At 72.7% G+C, this 17,511-nt stretch carries 17 protein-coding genes and 2 tRNA genes; 9 read left to right on the top strand and 10 right to left on the bottom strand.

What is annotated here, in order from left to right; genetic code table 11:
• Positions 1–292: 292 nt before the first annotated feature.
• From BLS70_RS09200 to BLS70_RS09180, 5 genes are all read right to left on the bottom strand, one after another.
• On the bottom strand, positions 293–922 hold the full coding sequence (locus BLS70_RS09200; RefSeq protein ID WP_091766340.1) for an ATP-dependent Clp protease proteolytic subunit: 630 nt from the start codon (positions 920–922) through the stop codon (positions 293–295).
• A 16-nt stretch (positions 923–938) separates the two neighbouring features.
• Positions 939–1,577, bottom strand: a complete 639-nt coding sequence (locus BLS70_RS09195; protein WP_439645385.1) for an ATP-dependent Clp protease proteolytic subunit — start codon at positions 1,575–1,577, stop codon at positions 939–941.
• A gap of 294 nt (positions 1,578–1,871) precedes the next feature.
• Positions 1,872–3,317 carry a trigger factor gene (gene tig / locus BLS70_RS09190; protein ID WP_091766337.1) on the bottom strand — a complete coding sequence of 482 codons (1,446 nt, stop codon included), beginning with the start codon at positions 3,315–3,317 and terminating at the stop codon, positions 1,872–1,874.
• Positions 3,318–3,455: 138 nt separating this feature from the next.
• Positions 3,456–3,532: transfer RNA gene (locus tag BLS70_RS09185), tRNA-Pro, on the bottom strand.
• A gap of 51 nt (positions 3,533–3,583) precedes the next feature.
• Complete coding sequence (locus tag BLS70_RS09180; RefSeq protein WP_091766334.1) at positions 3,584–5,026, bottom strand: amidase; 1,443 nt, start codon at positions 5,024–5,026, stop codon at positions 3,584–3,586.
• A gap of 168 nt (positions 5,027–5,194) precedes the next feature.
• Here BLS70_RS09180 and BLS70_RS09175 point away from each other — a divergent pair, with 168 nt between their 5' ends.
• The 3 genes from BLS70_RS09175 (at position 5,195) to BLS70_RS09165 (ending at position 8,051) form a co-directional block, all read left to right on the top strand.
• Entirely contained in the window at positions 5,195–7,126 is a 1,932-nt protein-coding gene (locus BLS70_RS09175; RefSeq protein WP_091766331.1) for an alpha/beta hydrolase, read from the top strand.
• Between the two features lie 71 nt (positions 7,127–7,197).
• Positions 7,198–7,271, top strand: a tRNA-Gly gene (locus tag BLS70_RS09170).
• 63 nt (positions 7,272–7,334) lie between these two features.
• Entirely contained in the window at positions 7,335–8,051 is a 717-nt protein-coding gene (locus BLS70_RS09165) for a polyamine aminopropyltransferase (RefSeq protein ID WP_091767165.1), read from the top strand.
• A 10-nt stretch (positions 8,052–8,061) separates the two neighbouring features.
• On the opposite strand, the gene BLS70_RS09160 is transcribed toward BLS70_RS09165, so the two are convergent.
• The gene (locus tag BLS70_RS09160) at positions 8,062–8,580 is read right to left on the bottom strand and encodes a hemerythrin domain-containing protein (RefSeq protein WP_091766328.1); all 519 of its coding nucleotides are present in this window, start codon (positions 8,578–8,580) and stop codon (positions 8,062–8,064) included.
• Positions 8,581–8,743: 163 nt separating this feature from the next.
• Between BLS70_RS09160 and BLS70_RS09155 the strand changes: the two genes are divergently transcribed.
• Together BLS70_RS09155 and BLS70_RS09150 are read left to right on the top strand one after the other, a co-directional pair.
• The gene (locus BLS70_RS09155; protein WP_091766325.1) at positions 8,744–9,100 is read left to right on the top strand and encodes a VOC family protein; all 357 of its coding nucleotides are present in this window, start codon (positions 8,744–8,746) and stop codon (positions 9,098–9,100) included.
• A 38-nt stretch (positions 9,101–9,138) separates the two neighbouring features.
• Positions 9,139–9,570, top strand: coding sequence for an MmcQ/YjbR family DNA-binding protein (locus tag BLS70_RS09150; protein ID WP_218122352.1), 432 nt, complete (start codon positions 9,139–9,141; stop codon positions 9,568–9,570).
• A 66-nt stretch (positions 9,571–9,636) separates the two neighbouring features.
• Here the strand turns inward: BLS70_RS09150 and BLS70_RS09145 are convergent, their stop codons facing one another.
• Positions 9,637–10,620 carry a sigma-70 family RNA polymerase sigma factor gene (locus BLS70_RS09145; RefSeq protein ID WP_091766322.1) on the bottom strand — a complete coding sequence of 328 codons (984 nt, stop codon included), beginning with the start codon at positions 10,618–10,620 and terminating at the stop codon, positions 9,637–9,639.
• A gap of 93 nt (positions 10,621–10,713) precedes the next feature.
• Complete coding sequence (locus BLS70_RS09140) at positions 10,714–12,372, bottom strand: hypothetical protein (protein ID WP_255362345.1); 1,659 nt, start codon at positions 12,370–12,372, stop codon at positions 10,714–10,716.
• 232 nt (positions 12,373–12,604) lie between these two features.
• Between BLS70_RS09140 and BLS70_RS09135 the strand changes: the two genes are divergently transcribed.
• Both BLS70_RS09135 and BLS70_RS09130 read left to right on the top strand, forming a co-directional pair.
• Positions 12,605–13,921 carry a sensor histidine kinase gene (locus tag BLS70_RS09135; protein ID WP_218122351.1) on the top strand — a complete coding sequence of 439 codons (1,317 nt, stop codon included), beginning with the start codon at positions 12,605–12,607 and terminating at the stop codon, positions 13,919–13,921.
• Positions 13,912–14,556: a response regulator gene (locus BLS70_RS09130; protein ID WP_091766317.1), complete on the top strand. Its 645-nt coding sequence runs from the start codon at positions 13,912–13,914 to the stop codon at positions 14,554–14,556. Before BLS70_RS09135 ends, BLS70_RS09130 begins: the two co-directional genes overlap by 10 nt.
• 1 nt (position 14,557) lies before the next feature.
• Here BLS70_RS09130 and BLS70_RS09125 read toward each other — a convergent pair whose 3' ends face one another.
• Positions 14,558–14,974, bottom strand: coding sequence for a winged helix DNA-binding protein (locus BLS70_RS09125; protein ID WP_091766314.1), 417 nt, complete (start codon positions 14,972–14,974; stop codon positions 14,558–14,560).
• 77 nt (positions 14,975–15,051) lie between these two features.
• Between BLS70_RS09125 and BLS70_RS09120 the strand changes: the two genes are divergently transcribed.
• On the top strand, positions 15,052–16,296 hold the full coding sequence (locus BLS70_RS09120; protein WP_091766311.1) for a GNAT family N-acetyltransferase: 1,245 nt from the start codon (positions 15,052–15,054) through the stop codon (positions 16,294–16,296).
• Here BLS70_RS09120 and BLS70_RS09115 read toward each other — a convergent pair whose 3' ends face one another.
• Complete coding sequence (locus BLS70_RS09115) at positions 16,297–16,791, bottom strand: ribose-5-phosphate isomerase (RefSeq protein ID WP_091766308.1); 495 nt, start codon at positions 16,789–16,791, stop codon at positions 16,297–16,299.
• A 26-nt stretch (positions 16,792–16,817) separates the two neighbouring features.
• Here BLS70_RS09115 and BLS70_RS09110 point away from each other — a divergent pair, with 26 nt between their 5' ends.
• Entirely contained in the window at positions 16,818–17,489 is a 672-nt protein-coding gene (locus tag BLS70_RS09110; protein ID WP_091766305.1) for a DUF429 domain-containing protein, read from the top strand.
• Positions 17,490–17,511 lie beyond the last annotated feature (22 nt).

Here is a 17,511-nt window from a genome sequence, read left to right as displayed (position 1 = left end):
CCAGGCGTCTGCGTCGTCATCGTTGCTGCTCTACCGCCTCGGCAGGCTCCGTGCCGCGGAGCTCTCGTCCCGGCGCTCAGGTCGGGGGTCGGGCGTCCGCAGAACGTACCTGCCGCCACCGACGTCGCCGGGCAATGACTCACCCGGGTTCGCGTCGGTGGGTCCCACATCCGTCTCGCTCGTCTCTCCGCATCGTCCCCGGCCCGGAAGTGCCCTCCCGACCCGCTGGACCCCTCCGACGGTACGGGTCGGGGACGCGACACGCGCATCCCCGACCCGTGCCGGCGAGGGCTCAGACCGCCGGGAGCGCGTTCAGCTTCCGGCTCTGGATCACCTGGTCGACGATGCCGTAGTCCTTCGCCTCCTGGGCGGTGAGGATCTTGTCGCGGTCGATGTCGGTGCGGACCTGCTCGGCCGTCCGACCGGTGTGCCGCGCCAGGATCTCCTCCATCTGCGCCCGCACCCGCTGGATCTCCGCGGCGTGGATCTCGAGGTCGGAGACCTGACCGCCCGCCTCGCCCGAGGGCTGGTGGATCAGCACGCGGGAGTACGGCAGGGCCAGCCGCTTGCCCGGCGTCCCGGCCGCGAGCAGGACGGCGGCAGCCGAGGCCGCCTGGCCCATGCACACGGTCTGGATGTCGGGGCGGACGAACATCATGGTGTCGTAGATCGCCATGAGCGAGGTGAACGAGCCACCGGGCGAGTTGATGTAGATCGTGATGTCGCGGTCCGGGTCGGTGGACTCCAGCGTGATCAGCTGGGCCATGACGTCGTTGGCCGAGGCGTCGTCGATCTGCACCCCGAGGAAGATGATGCGCTCCTCGAAGAGCTTGTTGTAGGGGTTGGACTCCTTCATGCCGTAGCTCGTGCGCTCCACGAAGGAGGGCAGGATGTAACGGCTGGAGGGCATCTGGAAGCTCATGTCAGTCCCTCCGGACTCAGTTGTCGGTGACCGGGTTGGTGCTGTCGGTCATGGCGGCCTTGCTCACCACGTGATCGACGAAGCCGTACTCGAGGGCCTCGGCCGCGGTGAACCACCGGTCGCGGTCGGAGTCCTTCTCGATCTGCTCGACGCTCTGGCCGGTGTGGAAGGACTGCAGCTCGTTGAGCTCCTTCTTCGTCCGGCGGAAGAGGTCGGCCTGGATGGCGATGTCGGCCGCGGTGCCGCCGACGCCGGCCGAGGGCTGGTGCATCATGATCCGCGCGTGCGGCAGGGCGTAGCGCTTGCCCGCGGTGCCGGCGGTGAGCAGGAACTGGCCCATCGATGCGGCCAGGCCCATCCCGTAGGTGGCGACGTCGCAGTCGATGAACTGCATCGTGTCGTAGATCGCCATGCCGGCGCTGACGGAGCCACCGGGCGAGTTGATGTAGAGGTGGATGTCGCTCTTGGGGTCCTCGGCCGAGAGCAGCAGCATCTGGGCGGCGAGCTGGTTGGCGATCACGTCGTCCACCTGGGTGCCCAGGAAGATGATGCGCTCGCGGAGGAGGCGCTCGTAGACGGAGTCTCCGAGGTTCATCATTCCGCTGGCGCCACGCATCACGGGTGCGCTCGCGAGGTTCGGGTCGGTGGTGCTCACAGGTGCGGTGACCTCCGTAGGACTGTCCGGTCGACGGTCGCGGTGGACCGTGCGGCCGGGGTGGTGGGGCGGGTCGGGCGACGGAGTGCGGGCGGTCGTGCGGGCCTCGACGGCCCTCCGGGGAACGGTGCCCCCCGGCGATTCGCCTGAGTCCTGTCGACCCTAACGCGCACCTCCGACGGTCGATGCCCGCGACGGGGAGTGTTCGCCGTCGGCGCAGCGGTCGCCCCCGAACGACGGACGCCGCCCCACCCCGGGAAGGGGCGGAGCGGCGTCCGGCGGAGCTGCGGGTGATCAGGCCTTGGTGACGTCCTCGGTGTCCTCGGTCGCGCCCTCGGCAGCCTCGGAGGCGAGGGCCTCGACGGCGATGTCGTCGTCCTCGTCGGTGTCCGACTCGTCGGCGGCCGGGGCCTGCACCGTCTTCGGGCGCAGGGCCTCGAGGTCGACGACGTTGCCCGAGGCGTCGGTGATCGTCGTCTGCTCGAGCAGCTGGGCCAGGGTCTTGGTCCGGCGCACGTCGGCGACGAACTCGGCGATGTTGCCGCCCTGCTGCAGCTGCTGCGCGTACTGCTCCGGGCTCATCCGGTTGCGCTGCGCCTGCGCCATGATCTGCGCCGAGAGGTCGTCGTTGTCGACGGTGACCTCACGGGCGTCGGCGATGGCGTCCAGGATGAACTGCGTCCGGACCGCCTCCTCGACGTTCTTGCGCTGGTCGGCGTCGTAGGCCTCCTTGCTCTCGACGCCGGACATCGAGAGGAAGGTGTCCCAGTCCATGCCGGCGCCCTTGAGCTCCTGCTCGAAGGCCTGGTTGCGCCACTCGATCTCGCGCTCGACCAGGTTCTCGGGCATGGGCACCTCGACGGCCTCGAGCAGGTGCTCGACCAGCTTGTCGCGGGCCTGCGCGCCCTGCTGGATCACCTTGGTGCGGCCCAGGCGGGTGCGGACGTCCTCGCGCAGCTCGGCCAGGGTGTCGAACTCGCTGGCGGTGGAGGCGAAGTCGTCGTCGAGCTCCGGGAGCTCCTTCTCCTTCACCGAGCGGACGGTGACGGTGACGTCGGCGGTCTCGCCGGAGTTCGGGCCGGAGAGCAGCGCGGTCTGGAAGGTGGCGCTCTCGTCGGCGGACAGCCCGCGGACGGCGTCGTCGAGGCCCTCCATGAGGTTGCCCGAGCCGACCTCGTAGGACATGCCCGTCGTCGACCCGTCCTCCAGCACCTCGTCGCCGAGCTTGGCCTCGAGGTCGATGGAGACGAAGTCGCCGTCCTGGGCGGGGCGCTCGACGGCCTGGAGCATGCCGAAGCGCTCGCGCATGACGGTGATCTGCTGGTCGATCTCCTCGTCGGTGACCTCGACGTCGTCGACGGTGACGGCGAGCTCGTCGAGCGCGGGGAGCTCGAGCTGCGGGGCGACGTCGACCTCGGCGGTGAACTCGAGGGTGTCGTTGTCCTCGAGCTTGGTCACCTCGATGTCGGGCTGGCCGAGCACGCGGACCTGGTTCTCGCGCACGACCTCGGAGTAGACCTCCGGGATGGCGTGCTGGACGACCTGCTCCAGGACGACGGGGCGGCCGATGCGCTGGTCGAGCACGCGGTTGGGGACCTTGCCCGGGCGGAAGCCGGGGACGCGGACCTGCTTGCCCAGCTCCTTGTAGACCTCACCGAAGGCGTGGTCCAGGTCCCCCCAAGCCACCTCGATCGCCATCCGGACCCGTGTGGGGCCGAGTTCCTCGATGGTGCTCTTCACAGCGGCAGTGCTCCTCGGTAAGACAACTGGTGGGGGCGCTCGGGGTCGACGGCGCCGCGTCGACCCCCGAGTCTACGGGCGTCGGGGGCAGGGACGCGGGGGCGGGATGCGCACCTCGCGGCCCCGGGAACCGGAGCCTGGTCGGGGTGACAGGATTTGAACCTGCGGCCCCCTGCTCCCAAAGCAGGTGCGCTACCAAGCTGCGCCACACCCCGTGGCCGGGCCGAGTCTAGGGCCCGCTCGCGCGTGCCCGGACCGGTGACGTGTCAGGCGGAGACCGGCGGCCGGCGATCGGCCCAGGGCGCCGCCTGCTCCAGGGCCGCGGCGACGCGCACGAGCACGTCCTCGCGACCGAAGGCGGCGACGAGCTGGACGCCGACCGGCAGCCCGTCCGCCGTCCAGTGCAGCGGCAGGCTGATCGCCGGCTGACCGGTCACGTTGAACTGGGCCGTGTAGGGCATGAAGCCCCCGACCCGGCGACCTTCCTGCTCCGGGCCGGCCGCGGCGAACCAGCCCAGCTCCGGTGGCGGCGCACCCACCGTCGGGGTGACCAGCAGGTCGAACCCCCGGCCGTCCTGCGCCGCCGGCGTCCAGAACGCGGCCATCCGGCGCGCCCACGCGCCCAGCCGGGCCCGTGCCGCGAGGTAGTCGGCGGACGACATCCGCTGCCCCATCGCCCGGTAGGCCGCGTTGCGGGGTTCCAGCTCGTCGTCGCGCACGGGGCGGCCGAGCAGGCGCTCGTGGTCGGCCAGCTCCAGTGCGATGTCCGCGGCGATGGTGGCGCCGAAGGAACGCATGAACTGCTCGTCGAACATGCCGTCCGGGGTGGCGGGCTCGACGCTGCAGCCGACCTGCTCGAGCAGCTGCCCGGCGCGGTCGACGGCGGTGCGGCAGTCCGGGGACGGCTCCCCCGGCTCGGTGTCCAGGAGGCCGACGCGCAGCCGGCCGACCGGGGCGCCCACCTCCTGGCTCAACGGCCGGGGCAGCGGCGGGGCGACGTAGGGGTCACCGGGCATGGGGGCGCTGATCAGGTCGAGGACGGCCGCGGCATCGCGGACGGTACGGGTGACCACGCCGTCGGTCGTGGCACCGGCCCAGCTCTCGCCCACGTCGGGGCCGTGGCTGACGCGGGCGCGGGTGGGCTTGAGCCCGACCAGCGCGCACTCGGACGACGGGATGCGGATCGATCCTCCGCCGTCGCTGGCGTGGGCGATCGGCACCATGCCCGCGGCGACGGCCGCGGCCGAGCCGCCGCTGGAGCCGCCGGCGGAGTGCGCGGGGTTCCAGGGGTTGCGCGTCGGGCGGTGGGCGGCCGGCTCGGTGGTGATCGTGGTGCCGAACTCGGGCACGTTGGTGCGGCCGAGGAACAGGAAGCCGGCGGCGCGGAACTGGCGGGCGAGATCGCTGTCGGTCGGCCAGGTCACGCCGGCGTCGCGCAGGTAGGACGTCCCGTAGTTCGTGGCCTCCCCGGCGACGTGGCAGCCGAGGTCCTTCAGGAGCATCGGAACGCCGCGGAACGGGCCGTCGGGGAGCTCGCCGGCCGCCTCCTCACGGGCCTGGTCGAAGCGGTCGCGGATGACGGCGTCCAGCTGCGGGTCCACCCGCTCGATGCGCTCGATCGCGGCCTCGACGAGCTCGGCGGGGCTCGCCTCGCCGGACCGCACCAGCTCGGCCTGCGCGGTGGCGTCCAACCAGGTGGTGTCGGTCATGCGTCCGCACGCTAGCGCCGGCGGGCGCGCTGGTCACGGCCTCGTGTCACCGGCGTGCGGGCGGGACGGCGTGGCTTACGGTGCGCCCGGAGTGACGACGCGTCGGTGGCGCCCCGTCGTTCCGTTCGGCGGCCCCTGCCGCCGTCCTCCGACGGGTGAAGAGGGGCCATGACCGGTCGTCGCGCAGCACTCCTGATGGTTCCGCTGCTGTTCCTGGGCGCCTGCTCGGGATCAGACGAGGAGGACCACGGCGACGCCGCCGAGAAGGACCCGAAGAGCAGCGTGGACTTCGACGACTGCGACTTCGACGTGCCGGCGGGCGTGGACATGCAGTGCGGCACGCTCGAGGTCCCGGCCGACCGGGAGGACCCGGACGGCGGGGAGATCGAGCTTGCCTTCGGCATCGTCCGGAGCGACGCGCCCGACCTGGCCGCCGACCCCGTCGTCTACCTGTCGGGCGGGCCGGGCCAGAGCACGCTGGAGCTGGTGCCGCAGGGGTTCGCGCAGCTGTACGAGCCGCTCACGGCCAACCGCGACCTCGTGCTGCTGGACCAGCGGGGCACCGGGCTGAGCGAGCCGTCGCTGGCGTGCGACGAGTACACGGAGTGGGCGCTGGGCTCCCTGGGCTCCGGCCTGTCGGACGAGGAGCTGGAGGCCGGCGCCTTCGACGCGCTCGACGAGTGCCACGAGCGCCTCGCCGACGACGGCGTCGACTTCGCCGACTACAACAGTGCCGCCTCCGCTGCCGACCTGGAGGACCTGCGGGTCGCCCTCGACTACGACGAGTGGAACCTCTACGGAATCTCCTACGGCACGCGGCTGGCGCAGCAGGCCATGCGCGACCACCCCGACGGCATCCGGTCGGTGGTGCTGGACTCCGCGTACCCGGCCGACGCCGACCTGTACGAGGAGATGCCCGGCAACGCCGAGCGGGCCATGGATGCGCTGTTCGCCACCTGCGCCGACGACCCCGCCTGCGCGACCGCGTACCCGGACCTGAGCCGCACGTTCCAGGATCTGGTCGCGAAGCTGAACGCCGCGCCGGCGCCGATCACCGTCGTCGATGCGAGCAGCGGGGAACGGGTGGACGACGAGCTCGACGGGGACGCCCTCGTGGGCTTCCTCTTCGACTCGCTCTACTCGACCGAGCTGGTGCCTCACCTGCCCGAGGTCATCACCGCCGCGTCCGCCGGCGAGTTCGGCTCGATCGGCCTGCTGCTGGGCACCCAGACCCAGTCGCTGGACTTCCAGGCCATCGGCCAGCAGCTGGCCGTGCAGTGCCACGAGGAGGTGTCGTTCGGCTCCCGCGAGGACGTCGCCGCGGCCGCCGCGGACCACCCGCTGGTCGAGGGCTACTTCGAGAGCGGCCCGAGTTCGGGCTCGGGCATCTTCGACGTGTGCGACTCGTGGGACGCCGGCGAGGCCGGCTCCGAGGCGAACGAGAAGGTGAGCAGCGACATCCCCACGCTGGTGCTGGCCGGCGACCTGGACCCGATCACGCCGCCGCGGTGGGGCGAGCAGGTCGCCGAGGACCTGTCCGAGGCCTTCTACGTGCAGTTCCCCTTCACCGGGCACGGGGCCCTGCCCAGCCACGAGTGCGCGGTGGGCATCGCCGAGGACTTCCTGGACGAGCCGGGCCAGGAGCCGGCGACGGGCTGCGTCGACGACATCGCGGCACCTGCCTTCACCCCGGAGGGCATCCAGGTCGGGATGACGCCCTTCGAGAGCGACGAGCTCGAACTCGCGGGCCTGCGTCCGGAGGGGTGGGTCGAGGCGATCCCCGGGATGTGGCAGGAGTCGTTCCTGTCGTCGCTCATCCAGCAGGTAGTGCCCGGCGTGACCGCTGACGAGGTACTCACGACGGTCGCGGAGCAGCTCGGCACGGAGGAGCCGCTCGTGCCGGTCGGCGAGTTGACCACGGAGGCTGCGACCTGGCAGCTCTACCGGATCGTGGAGCTCGGGCAGAGCGTCGACATGGCACTGGCCGACGGTCCGGACGGCCTGATGCTGGTCCAGCTGACCACGAGCCCGAGCCGCGCGGACGTGCACCGGGAGCAGATCTTCCTGCCGGCCGTGGAGGCGATCGAGCCGCTGTCCTGACCTCTGCGGCGGCCCTGCTGAGCCACACGGGGCCGCCGCGCTAGGCTCTTCGCGGACCTCTCGCAGGTCTCGCGGGTGTAGCTCAATGGTAGAGCCCCAGCCTTCCAAGCTGGCCATGCCGGTTCGATCCCGGTCACCCGCTCCACGGACCGAGCAGAGCCCGGCATCGCTCGACCTACGATCGCCGGATGACGGTGACGTGGGCTGCGTGAGCATCCGGTTCGAGGAACTCGCCTACAGCGCCTCCCCCATCGGCGAGATCAGTCTCCGCCGCCGACGCGATCCCCGGACCGGCGACGACGTGTACGAGGTCAAGCTGGGCGACGAGTTCCTGATGTCCTCGATGTTCACCGTCGCCGAGATCGAGGTCGCCCGGCTGGCCCTCGCGCGGGTGGAGGGCGACGAGCTGGACGTCGCGGTCGGGGGGCTCGGGCTGGGCTACACAGCGCAGGCGGTGCTCGACGACCCGCGGGTCCGCGAGCTCGTGGTGATCGATCTCCTCGAGCCGGTCATCGAGTGGCACCGGCGGGGCCTGCTGCCCCTGGGCGAGGCCGTCTCGTCGGATCCGCGATGCCGACTCGTGGGCGGCGACTTCTTCGCGATGTCCGCGGACGCCCGCCTGGATCCGGCTGCCCCCGGACGGCGCTTCGACGCCGTCGTCGTGGACATCGACCACTCCCCCGCCGACCTCTTGGACGAGGGGAACGCTCCTTTCTACGGCTCCACTGGCATCCGCCGGCTGGCGGCGTCGATCCGGCCCGGCGGCGTCTTCTCGCTGTGGTCGAACGACCCGCCCGACGCGACGTACCTGGCCGCGCTGTCCGAGGTCTTCGCCGACGTGGACGCGCAGGTGGTCTCCTTCCCCAACCCGCTCCAGGGCCGCCCTGCCACCAACACCGTCTACCTGGCGACCGCCCGGGACTGAGGCGGCGTCCTCAGACGGTCGGGTCGCCCTCCGGCACCTCGATCGCGACCACCTCGGCCACCTTCGCGTCGGCGCCTGACAGCCCTTCGGCCTCCTCGTGCTCGTCGTGGAAGGCCAGCCAGCGCATCCCGAGGGCCTCGCGCTGCTCGTCGTCGACGGCGTCCTTGAAGGGCGGGAAGAAGTCCGTCTCCTCCTCGGCCATGTGGTCGGCGTTGACCTGCCGCGCGTTGCGTACCGCCTCCCACCAGGCGTCGCTGCCCAGCTCCTGTTCACCGACGGCGGCCGCGGCGTGCCGGATCTCGTTGTGGTCGTGCACGCCCTCCGCGGTCTCCTCCTCTCCGTCGGCCTCTTGCGCCAGCAGCGGGTAGAAGAGCTGCTCCTCGGCGACGGCGTGCACCTCCAGCCTGGCGTGCAGCGCCTCCCAGGCAGCGGCGAGATCTTCGCCGGACAGGTCGTCGAGCGCGGCGAAGTCCCGCCGGAAGATCTCGTGCTCGGCCAGGACCAGGGCGGTGATCTCGAAGTCGGACATCCGGGCCCCCTACCCGCAGCCGTACAGCTCAGGCGTGGGCCGGGCGCGCCGTGGCCGACATCCCGGTGAACGGAGTGGGCGGGCGGTTTGTCCGTGCTTACGCACGGGGTAGCCGCGCCGCAGCGGAGCGAGAGCGCTCCGACATCTGCGTCGAGGAGAGACCATGGCAAGCGGTGTGGCGACGGTCTGGGTACCCGTGGACGACATGGACAGGGCGGTGCGCTTCTACACCGACGTGCTGGGTCTGACCGCGAAGAACACCATGGACGACTGGTCGGAGATCGACGCGGGCGGGCTGACCATCGGCCTCAACGCCCGGGAGGGCACCTCCGCGCACGCCGACGGCGGAGCGGTCATCAGCTTCACCCCCGACTCGGGCATCGAGGAGGAGGTGCAGCGGCTCAAGGACGCCGGCGTCCAGTTCGCCGGTGACATTGCAAGCTTCGACTGGGGCCGGATCGCCGCCTTCAAGGACAGCGAGGGCAACGACCTGCAGCTGTACGCGCCGCCGGCCGACTGACACCGTCACAGGTACATCTCCTCACTACGCTGCCGGGCGTGACCGCTGACCGGCCGGCGCGGGTCGAGGACGTGCACGAGCTCGCCCAGGCGATGCCGCACGTGAGCGTCGTCCACGGATCGAAGGGCAACGCGGTCTACCAGGTGGGCGGCAAGTCCTTCGTCTTCTTCCGCACCCCACGGCCGGACGCCGTCGACAGCGCGGGCCGGAAGCTGCCCGACGTGATCATGTTCTGGGTCGAGTCCGAGGCGGACAAGCAGTCGCTCGTGCAGGACCCGACGACGCCGTTCTTCACCACCCCGCACTTCGACGGCCACAACTCGGTCCTCGTGCAGGCGAGCCGGCTCGGCGAGCTCAGCCGGCAGGAGCTCGCCGAACTGGTGCAGGACGCCTGGCTCGCCCAGGCATCGGCCAGGCGGCGAACTGCCTGGCTGGCGGAGCACGCAGGACCATCCCGCCCCGAGCGTTGAACCGCAGAGGCCCGTTCCCAGTCGGGGAACGGGCCTCCGTGGTTCAACGGTGCGGCACGGGGGCGGTCAGTCGAAGGCCGCCGGCAGGCCGAGCTTCACGAACAGTCCGCTGTCGAGGTCGAGGAAGCTGGAGATGTGGGCGACCTTGCCGTCCTCGATCTCCAGGACGTGCAGCCCCCACGGCTCGTGGCCACCACCCGCGCGGGGCCGGTACTGCGCCACCGCCGGCGAGCCGTTCGCCCACACCGGGAGCACCCGCGAGTTCGCGCACTCGCTGCCCGGGCCCCGCATCCAGGTGCCGATGTCCGCTGCTCCGCGGAGCCACATCTCGAAAGGGGGCATGTGCTGGGTGGCGTCCTCGTGCAGCAGCTGCACGAAGGCCTCGATGTCGTAGCGCTCGAACGCGTCCAGGTACTTGGCGAGCAGCTCGCGGTCGTCGGAGTCCAGGGAGCGCGGAGCCGGGCGGGCGTCCAGGTCGGCGAGCGTCGAGCGGGCCCGCTGGAGCGCGCTGTTCACCGAGGCCACGGTCGTGTCGAGCAGCCCGGCGACCTCGTCGGCCTTCCAGCGCAGCACCTCGCGCAGGATCAGCACCGCCCGCTGCCGCGGCGGCAGGTGCTGCAGGGCCGCCACGAACGCCAGCCGGATCGACTCCCGGGCGACCGCCTGCTCGGCCGGGTCGGCGTCCTCGGGCAGCACCTGGCGGTCGAGCACCGGCTCGATCCACGCCGTCGGCGGACGGCGACCCGCCAGCGACGCGGGCACCGGCGGATACGGGTCCCCCGCCAGGTCCATCGGCAGGGCCCGTCGGTTCCGGCCGTTGAGCGAGTCCAGACACACGTTGGTGGCGATGCGGTACAGCCACGATCGCAACGCCGAACGGCCCTCGAAGCCGTCCAGGGAGCGCCACGCGCGCACCATCGTCTCCTGCACCGCGTCCTCGGCGTCGAACGACGAGCCGAGCATGCGGTAGCAGTAGCCGGTGAGCTCGCGACGGTGCTCGAGGAGCCGCGGGTCGAGCTGATCGGTCGGGCCGAGGGCCACGCTGGTCACCTGGGAACCACTCCTCCGGTCGGGGTGGAGTCAGCACACCACAGCCGACCGACAGTTCGGGAGGGTCCGCGGACGCTTTCACCGCACGGCGAACTACTGGTAGGTGACCAGCTCCGGCGTCGGCAGCACCTGCTGGATCGTCTGCTCGGGGGTCAGCATCGGGGCGTCCTCGTCGTAGAAGTTCTTCCAGCCCCACGCCAGCCCCTCGGGCGCTCCCTGGCGCAGGGCGCTCCAGGTGGCCTGCTTGCTGCCCTGCGGCCCCTGCCCGTCGGCGTGGATCATGATCGTCAGCTCGTCGCGGGACAGATCGAGGAACTCGCGCCCGGGCAGCATGTCCAGCCGGAACTGGTGCAGCACGAGCAGCTTCTGCGGCAGCGCCTTCGCCTGGGTCAGGTCGGCGAGCCAGGTGACCACCCGGTTGACCTCCTCGATGCCCACCGAGCCGATCTGGGTCAGGTGCACCTCGTCCGGCGCCAGCCGCCACTCCGGGTCCAGGGCCAGCCCGACGTGCGGCAGCTCCAGCAGCGGCCGGTACAGCTCGGCCTGTGCGACGAAGTCGGTGCGGCCGGGCTGCAGGTCGAGGATCACGTAGAGCCCGGCCGCGCCGGCGGCTTCCACCCAGGGCCGCACCGTCTCGACGGCGCTCTCGGTGGAGTAGTTGCCGTCCGGACCCGCGAACTCCGAGGCGACCGTCACGATGACCTCGAAGGCGGGGACGACGGGGGTCTCGACGAGCGGGTCGTACGGGGCGGCGGTGTCCCGCGCCCGCTGGATCGCCGCGTCCAGCGGCTGCTCCCCCAGCACGCCCAGCGCGCCGCTGCCCGGGAATCCGTACAGCGCCACCATCATCCGGCCCGGGAAGAGCAGCTGTCCCCCGCCGGGCAGCTCGGTGCCGGTGGCCGCCGTCGCCACCTTCCAGTCGAGCCCCGGCTCCGCACCGAGCCCGGCGCCCACGGCGACCACGGTCTCCGCGCCCTCGTCGGACAGGGCCTCGACGACGTCGGCCGATGCCCGGGGGTCGGTGCTTCCCGCCATGGGCACCACGCGCGCCCCGGCGGCGCGGGCGGTCGCGACCGCGGCGGGCGAGGCGTCGTCGCCGGCGAGCACGACCACCCCCTCGACCGGGTCGGCGCGGTCGAACTCGGGCAGCTCGTCGGCGTCGACGTCGTCCGCGGCTGTCTCGTCGTCCTCGGGCCGCAGGGCGACCGGGCCGTCGGGATCCAGGTCGGCCACCGCTGCGAGATCGCCGTCCGACGGGACGGTCTGCTCCTCGTCCAGGGACAGTCCGGTGGCCGCGGCCACCGCCTCCACGTCGGCCGGCACCGACCGCACCTCGGGACCGTCCTCCGGCCCCTCGGCCTCGCCGACGGTCAGGACGACGTCGGCACCCAGGCGGCCCAGCTCCTCCGCCGGTTGGTCTCCCCCACCGCCGTCCGGCTCGACCAGCAGCGGGACCCCCAGGCCGACGGCTGCCGACGCACCCAGGAGCTGCCCCGCGCGGTCGTCGGCGCGGACCAGCACCGCGACCGGGGAGCTCTCGAACAACGCACGGCTGGTGCTCACCGCCTGCGCGACCGGGTCCTCGTCGGCGACCACGGTCAGGCCGGTGCCGGGCTCCGCGGCGACCGGGGACGACGCGCTGCCGGACGAGGTCGGGTCGTCGTCGGAGGACGACGACCCGGATCCGGAGTCGGTGCAGCCGGCCACCAGCAGGAGGAGGGCTGCAGGCACGGCTGCCGCGCGAGAGCGCACGATCCTCCTTCGACCCGGGACGGCGCCCCCGGGCGGACGGCGCGACGGACACCGGTACTGGCCTCCGACCCTACGGCCCACCACCCGGACGGGGAGCGGCCGCTGGACACCCGGCCACCGGTGCCGGGAGCATCCAGCCCGACATGAACAGCGCACGGTCGGGCCGGCCCGACCCCCGATCGGCCAGTCAGCGGGATGGGTCCCGGACCCGCCCGCGGCCAGGCTCGACGGCATGAACACCGACACCGCCGTCCTCCCGGTGATGACCGCTGCGCCCGCTCCGGAAGCCCGCCGCCGGCCGGGCGTCCTGCGCCAGCTCGCGGTGGACAGCGGCTACACGCTGACCAACTTCCCGGTTGCGGTCGCCGCCTTCGTCATCGTGGTCACCGGCCTGTCGGTCAGCGCCGGGCTGCTCGTGATCACGGTCGGCCTGGCGGTCCTCGCCGCCACGCTGGTCGCCGCCCGAGGGTTCGCCGCGGTCGAGCGCGCCTGGTTGCCCGCTGTCCTCGGCAGGCCGGTCCCGACCCCGGCCTACCTGGTCCCAGAGGGCGGGGTGGTCCGCAAGCTGCTCACCCCCCTGCGCGATCCGCAGACCTGGCTGGACGCGCTGCACGCGCTGATCCGGTTCCCGCTGGCGATCCTCGGCTTCGTGGTGACGGTCGTCTTCTGGTCGATCGCGCTCACCGGCCTCACCTACGGCGCCTACGACTGGACGCTGCCGAACTCCTCCACCGACCCCGACAACCAGGACCTGCTCGAGGTCCTCGGCCACGAGAGCACCGCCGGCCGGCGGATCCTCCTCTACACGGCCATCGGTCTCGTGGCCGCCGTGATCCTGCCCTTCGCCGTCCGCGCCGTGGCGCTCCTGCAGGCGCAGCTGAGCCGCATCATGCTGACCTCACGGGCGGCCACGCAGGCGGAGATCGGCCGCCTGGCCGAGGGCCGGGAGGCCGCGGTCGCCGCCGAGGCCGTGGCGCTGCGCCGCCTGGAGCGGGACATCCACGACGGCCCCCAGCAGCGGCTGGTGCGGCTGTCGATGGACCTCTCGCGCGCCCAGCGGCAGCTCGACCGCGACCCGGGCGCCGCGCGCACCACGCTGACCGAGGCCGCCGACCTGGCCCGCGAGACGCTGGAGGAACTGCGCGCCCTCTCCCGCGGCATCGCCCCGCCGGTGCTCGCCGACCGCGGCCTCGCCGCCGCCCTGGCCGCGCTGGCCGCCCGCTCCCCCGTGCCGGTCGAGCTCGCCGTCGACCTGCCCACCGAGCGGCTGGCTCCGGTCACCGAGAACACCGCCTACTTCGTGGTCAGCGAGGCGCTGGCAAACGCGGCCAAGCACAGCGACGCGAGCACCTGCCGGGTGGCACTGGCTTCCGACGGGCTGCGGATGCGGGTCGTCGTCGAGGACGACGGCATCGGTGGCGCCGTCCTCGCCCCCGGTCACGGTCTGGCCGGGCTCACCGACCGGTTGCAGGCGGTCGACGGCGTCCTGACCGTGGACAGCCCCCGCGGCGGTCCGACCCGGATGACTGCGGAACTCCCGTGCGCGTAGTGCTGGCCGACGACTCGGTCCTCCTGCGGGAGGGCCTGGTCCGGCTGCTCGAGGAGGCGGGCACCGAGGTGCTCGCCGCGGTCGCCGACGGCCCGTCGCTGGTGCGCGCGGTGGTCGAGCACCGCCCGGACGTCGCCGTGGTCGACGTCCGCATGCCGCCCACGCACACCGACGAGGGGCTGCGGGCCGCCGTCGAGGCGCGCCGCCTGGTGCCGGGGACGGCGATGCTGGTGCTGTCCCAGTACGTCGAGGTGGCCTACGCCGACGAGCTGCTGGCCGACGGGCGCGGCGGGGTGGGCTACCTGCTCAAGGATCGGGTGGCCGACGTCGACACGTTCCTCGCCGCGCTCGAGGACGTCGTCTCCGGGGGCACCGTCCTCGACCCGCAGGTGGTGGCCCAGCTGTTCGCGCGACGCCGGGCCGACGACCCGGTGCGGCGGCTGACCCCGCGCGAGCGGGAGGTGCTCGGGCTGATAGCCGAGGGCCACTCGAACACCGCGATCGCCCGCATCCTGGTGGTCACCGCGGGGGCGGTGGAGAAGCACACCCAGCACATCTTCGCCAAGCTCGGGTTGGCCCAGGACGGTGACCAGCACCGGCGGGTGATGGCGACGCTGGCCTATCTGCGCGGCTGAGTCACTCCCGGCCCAGCGCCCGCTCCACGTTCTCGACCATCCGGGTGAGCACGAGGACCGTGCGCTCGTACTCCTGGCGGGACAGCCCGTCGGCGGTGTGCCGGCGCACCCGACCGACCGCTCGCGAGACCCGGTCGTGCGCGGCCGTGCCCTCGGCCGTCAGGTGCAGGGCACCGCCCTCGGTCCGGTCCACCCAGCCCCGCCCGGCCAGGTCGCCGACGATCGCGCCCGCGTCGCCGGAGAAGTCCGCCAGGGCGGCTACGACGTCGGACTCCCGGTCCATGCCGCCGGCCAGCGAGTGCAGCACCTGCCAGTGCCGGCGGGTCAGCCCCTCCCCGGCGACGACGGAGTCGAGCGCCTCCTCGAGGAGGGTGTCCAGGCGTTTGACCCACCAGCCGATCGGCCGCTCGACGTCCATCCGCGCATCCTGTGCAGCCGGATCGCTCCCCGACAACCCGTTGGCGCCCCGCCCGTCCCGACCGGTAGACACAGTGCGTGCCCCACGACCTCGCCGACCAGCTCCGTCCGATCACCGCCGAGGAGTGGCCGCCCTTCATCCGGGCGATGTACGAGGTGTTCGGCGACGAGCCCAGTGGGCGCTTCCTCGACACGCCGTCGCCGTGGGCCGAGCTCGACCGGTCGCTGTCGCTGTGGGACGCAGGCCGCGTGGTGGCGACGGCGGGGATCTACAGCCGCCGGCTCACCGTGCCCGGCGCTGTCGTGCCGTGTGCGGGCGTCACCTGGATCACCGTCGCCCCCACCCACCGGCGGCGCGGCGTCCTCACCGCGATCATGCGCCGCCAGCTCGACGACATCCGGGCCGCCGAGCGGGAACCGGTCGCTGCCCTGTGGGCAGCGGAGGCATCGATCTACGGCCGGTTCGGCTACGCCCCGGCGACCCGACGCGGCGGCTGGATCGGGCGCACCCAGGGGATGCGCCTGCGGCCCGGCGCCGACACCGGCACGGGGTCGGTCCGCCCGGCGGAGCCCGCGGAATTCCGGGGCGCGGCCGTGCCCCTGCACGATCAGCTGCGCCGCTGGGTGCCCGGCAACCTGGCGCGCGACGAGCGCTGGTGGGACCGCTTCATGCTCGACGAGCCGGAGGAGCGCAAGGGCCGGCCGGCCAAGCAGTTGCTGCTGCACACCGAGGCCGACGGCTCGGCGACCGGTTACGCCACCTACCGACGCAAGGCGAGCTGGAGCGACTCGAGCGAACCCGAGGGCGAGATCACGGTGGACGAGGTGCGCGCCGCGACACCGGCCGCCTACGCCGCCCTGTGGCAGTACCTGCTCTCCATCGACCTGGTGCGCACGGTGCGGTCGCCCCTCGGCTCCGACGACGACCCGTTGCGCCACCTCATCGCCGACGTGCGTGCGCTGCACGCCCACCCGGTCGACGCGCTGTGGATCCGCGTGGTCGACGTCGGCCGCGCGCTGTCGGCCCGCCGCTACCCCGCGCCGCTGGACATGGTGTTCGAGGTGCGCGACGAGTTCTGCCCGGAGAACACCGGCCGCTGGCACCTGTGGGGGCACCCGGCCGGCGCCTTCTGCGACCGCACCGACCGCGACCCCGACATCGTGCTCGGCATCGAGGAGCTGTCCGCGGCCTACCTGGGCGGGGTGTCCCTGGCCTCGCTGCAGGGCGCGGGCCGGGTGCACGAGGTGAGCCCGGGCGCCGTGGTCCAGGCGTCGACCGGCTTCGGCTGGCCGGTCACGCCGTGGTGCCCCGACGAGTTTTAATCAGGGGTGCTGCTGCGTGCCGGTGGGCTGACCGCCGGCGGGGCGGTGCCGGTCGCGCTCGTAGTCGCTCATCAGGCCGATCCGCCGGACGTGCCGCTCGTCGCCGCTGAACGGGGTGCGCAGAAACTCCAGCACCAGCTCGGAGGCCTCCTCGACGCTGTGCTGCCGGGCGCCGATGGAGACGACGTTGGCGTCGTTGTGCTCGCGGGCGAGCTGCGCGGTCGCGGTGTTCCAGACCAGGGCGGCGCGGACGCCGGGCACCTTGTTGGCCGCGATCTGCTCGCCGTTGCCCGAGCCCCCGATGACGACGCCGAGCGAGCCGGGCTCGGTGACCGTCCGCTCCCCCACCTCGAAGCAGAAGGGCGGGTAGTCGTCCTGGGCGTCGTACTCGAACGCCCCGCAGTCGACGGGCTCGTGCCCGGCCTCGGTGAGGACCTTCTTCAGGTGCTCCTTGAACTCGAGGCCGGCGTGGTCGGTACCGACGAAGACGCGCATGGGGTGAAGTTTGACAGGGTGCCCGCGTGGCGGTTCTCGGGGTCGACGGCTGGCGGGGTCGCTGGGTCGGCGCGCTGCTCACCGGCCGCACGGTCGAACTGCTGGTCCTGGACGACGTCGCCGCCGCGCTGGCCGTCCCCGACGTGGAGCTGATCGCCATCGACATGCCGATCGGCCTGTCCCACGACGGCGCGCGCGCCTGCGACGTGGCGGCCAAGAAGCTGCTGGGGCCCGCCGGGAGCTCCGTCTTCCCGGCGCCCGTTCGAGTCGTGCTGCAGACCGACGACTACGCCGAGGCGCGACGGCTGTCCCGGCTGCACACGACTCCCCCGCGCGCTCCGTCGGCGCAGGCGTTCCAGCTGGTCAAGGCGATCCGCCAGCTCGACGACGCCCTGGGCGATCCGCCGTCCGAACGCGTGGTGGAGGTGCATCCGGAGCTGGCCTTCCGGGCGCTCGACCGCCGGGTCACCGACCCGAAGGTCACCGCACGCGGCACCATGCAGCGGCTCACCGCGCTGTCCGCGGTGATGGATGTCGAGCAGGCGCTGACCGACGCGCCCCGGCTCGTGCCGATGGTCGACGCGCTGGACGCTTGCGCGGCGGCGTGGTCGGCCCAGCGCCTCAGCGACAGGCGTGGCGAGTGCGTCGGCGACGGCACGACCGACAGCCGCGGCCGCCCCATGCGCATCTGCTGGTGACCTCCCAGGGACTTTCGGTGCA

This window comes from Blastococcus aurantiacus (assembly GCF_900102425.1).
Lineage (GTDB): Bacteria > Actinomycetota > Actinomycetes > Mycobacteriales > Geodermatophilaceae > Blastococcus > Blastococcus aurantiacus.
The sequence above is the reverse complement of the archived record's forward strand: the minus strand, read 5'-3'. Positions and strand labels throughout refer to the sequence as shown.

What these genes read in the sequence shown, in the direction of transcription:
- BLS70_RS09200 (WP_091766340.1), bottom strand. Translation starts at nt 922, where the DNA reads ATGAGCTTCCAGATGCCCTCCAGCCGTTACATCCTGCCCTCCTTCGTG.
- BLS70_RS09180 (WP_091766334.1), bottom strand. Translation starts at nt 5,026, where the DNA reads ATGACCGACACCACCTGGTTGGACGCCACCGCGCAGGCCGAGCTGGTG.
- BLS70_RS09175 (WP_091766331.1), top strand. Translation starts at nt 5,195, where the DNA reads ATGACCGGTCGTCGCGCAGCACTCCTGATGGTTCCGCTGCTGTTCCTG.
- BLS70_RS09160 (WP_091766328.1), bottom strand. Translation starts at nt 8,580, where the DNA reads ATGTCCGACTTCGAGATCACCGCCCTGGTCCTGGCCGAGCACGAGATC.
- BLS70_RS09155 (WP_091766325.1), top strand. Translation starts at nt 8,744, where the DNA reads ATGGCAAGCGGTGTGGCGACGGTCTGGGTACCCGTGGACGACATGGAC.
- BLS70_RS09135 (WP_218122351.1), top strand. Translation starts at nt 12,605, where the DNA reads ATGAACACCGACACCGCCGTCCTCCCGGTGATGACCGCTGCGCCCGCT.
- BLS70_RS09125 (WP_091766314.1), bottom strand. Translation starts at nt 14,974, where the DNA reads ATGGACGTCGAGCGGCCGATCGGCTGGTGGGTCAAACGCCTGGACACC.
- BLS70_RS09115 (WP_091766308.1), bottom strand. Translation starts at nt 16,791, where the DNA reads ATGCGCGTCTTCGTCGGTACCGACCACGCCGGCCTCGAGTTCAAGGAG.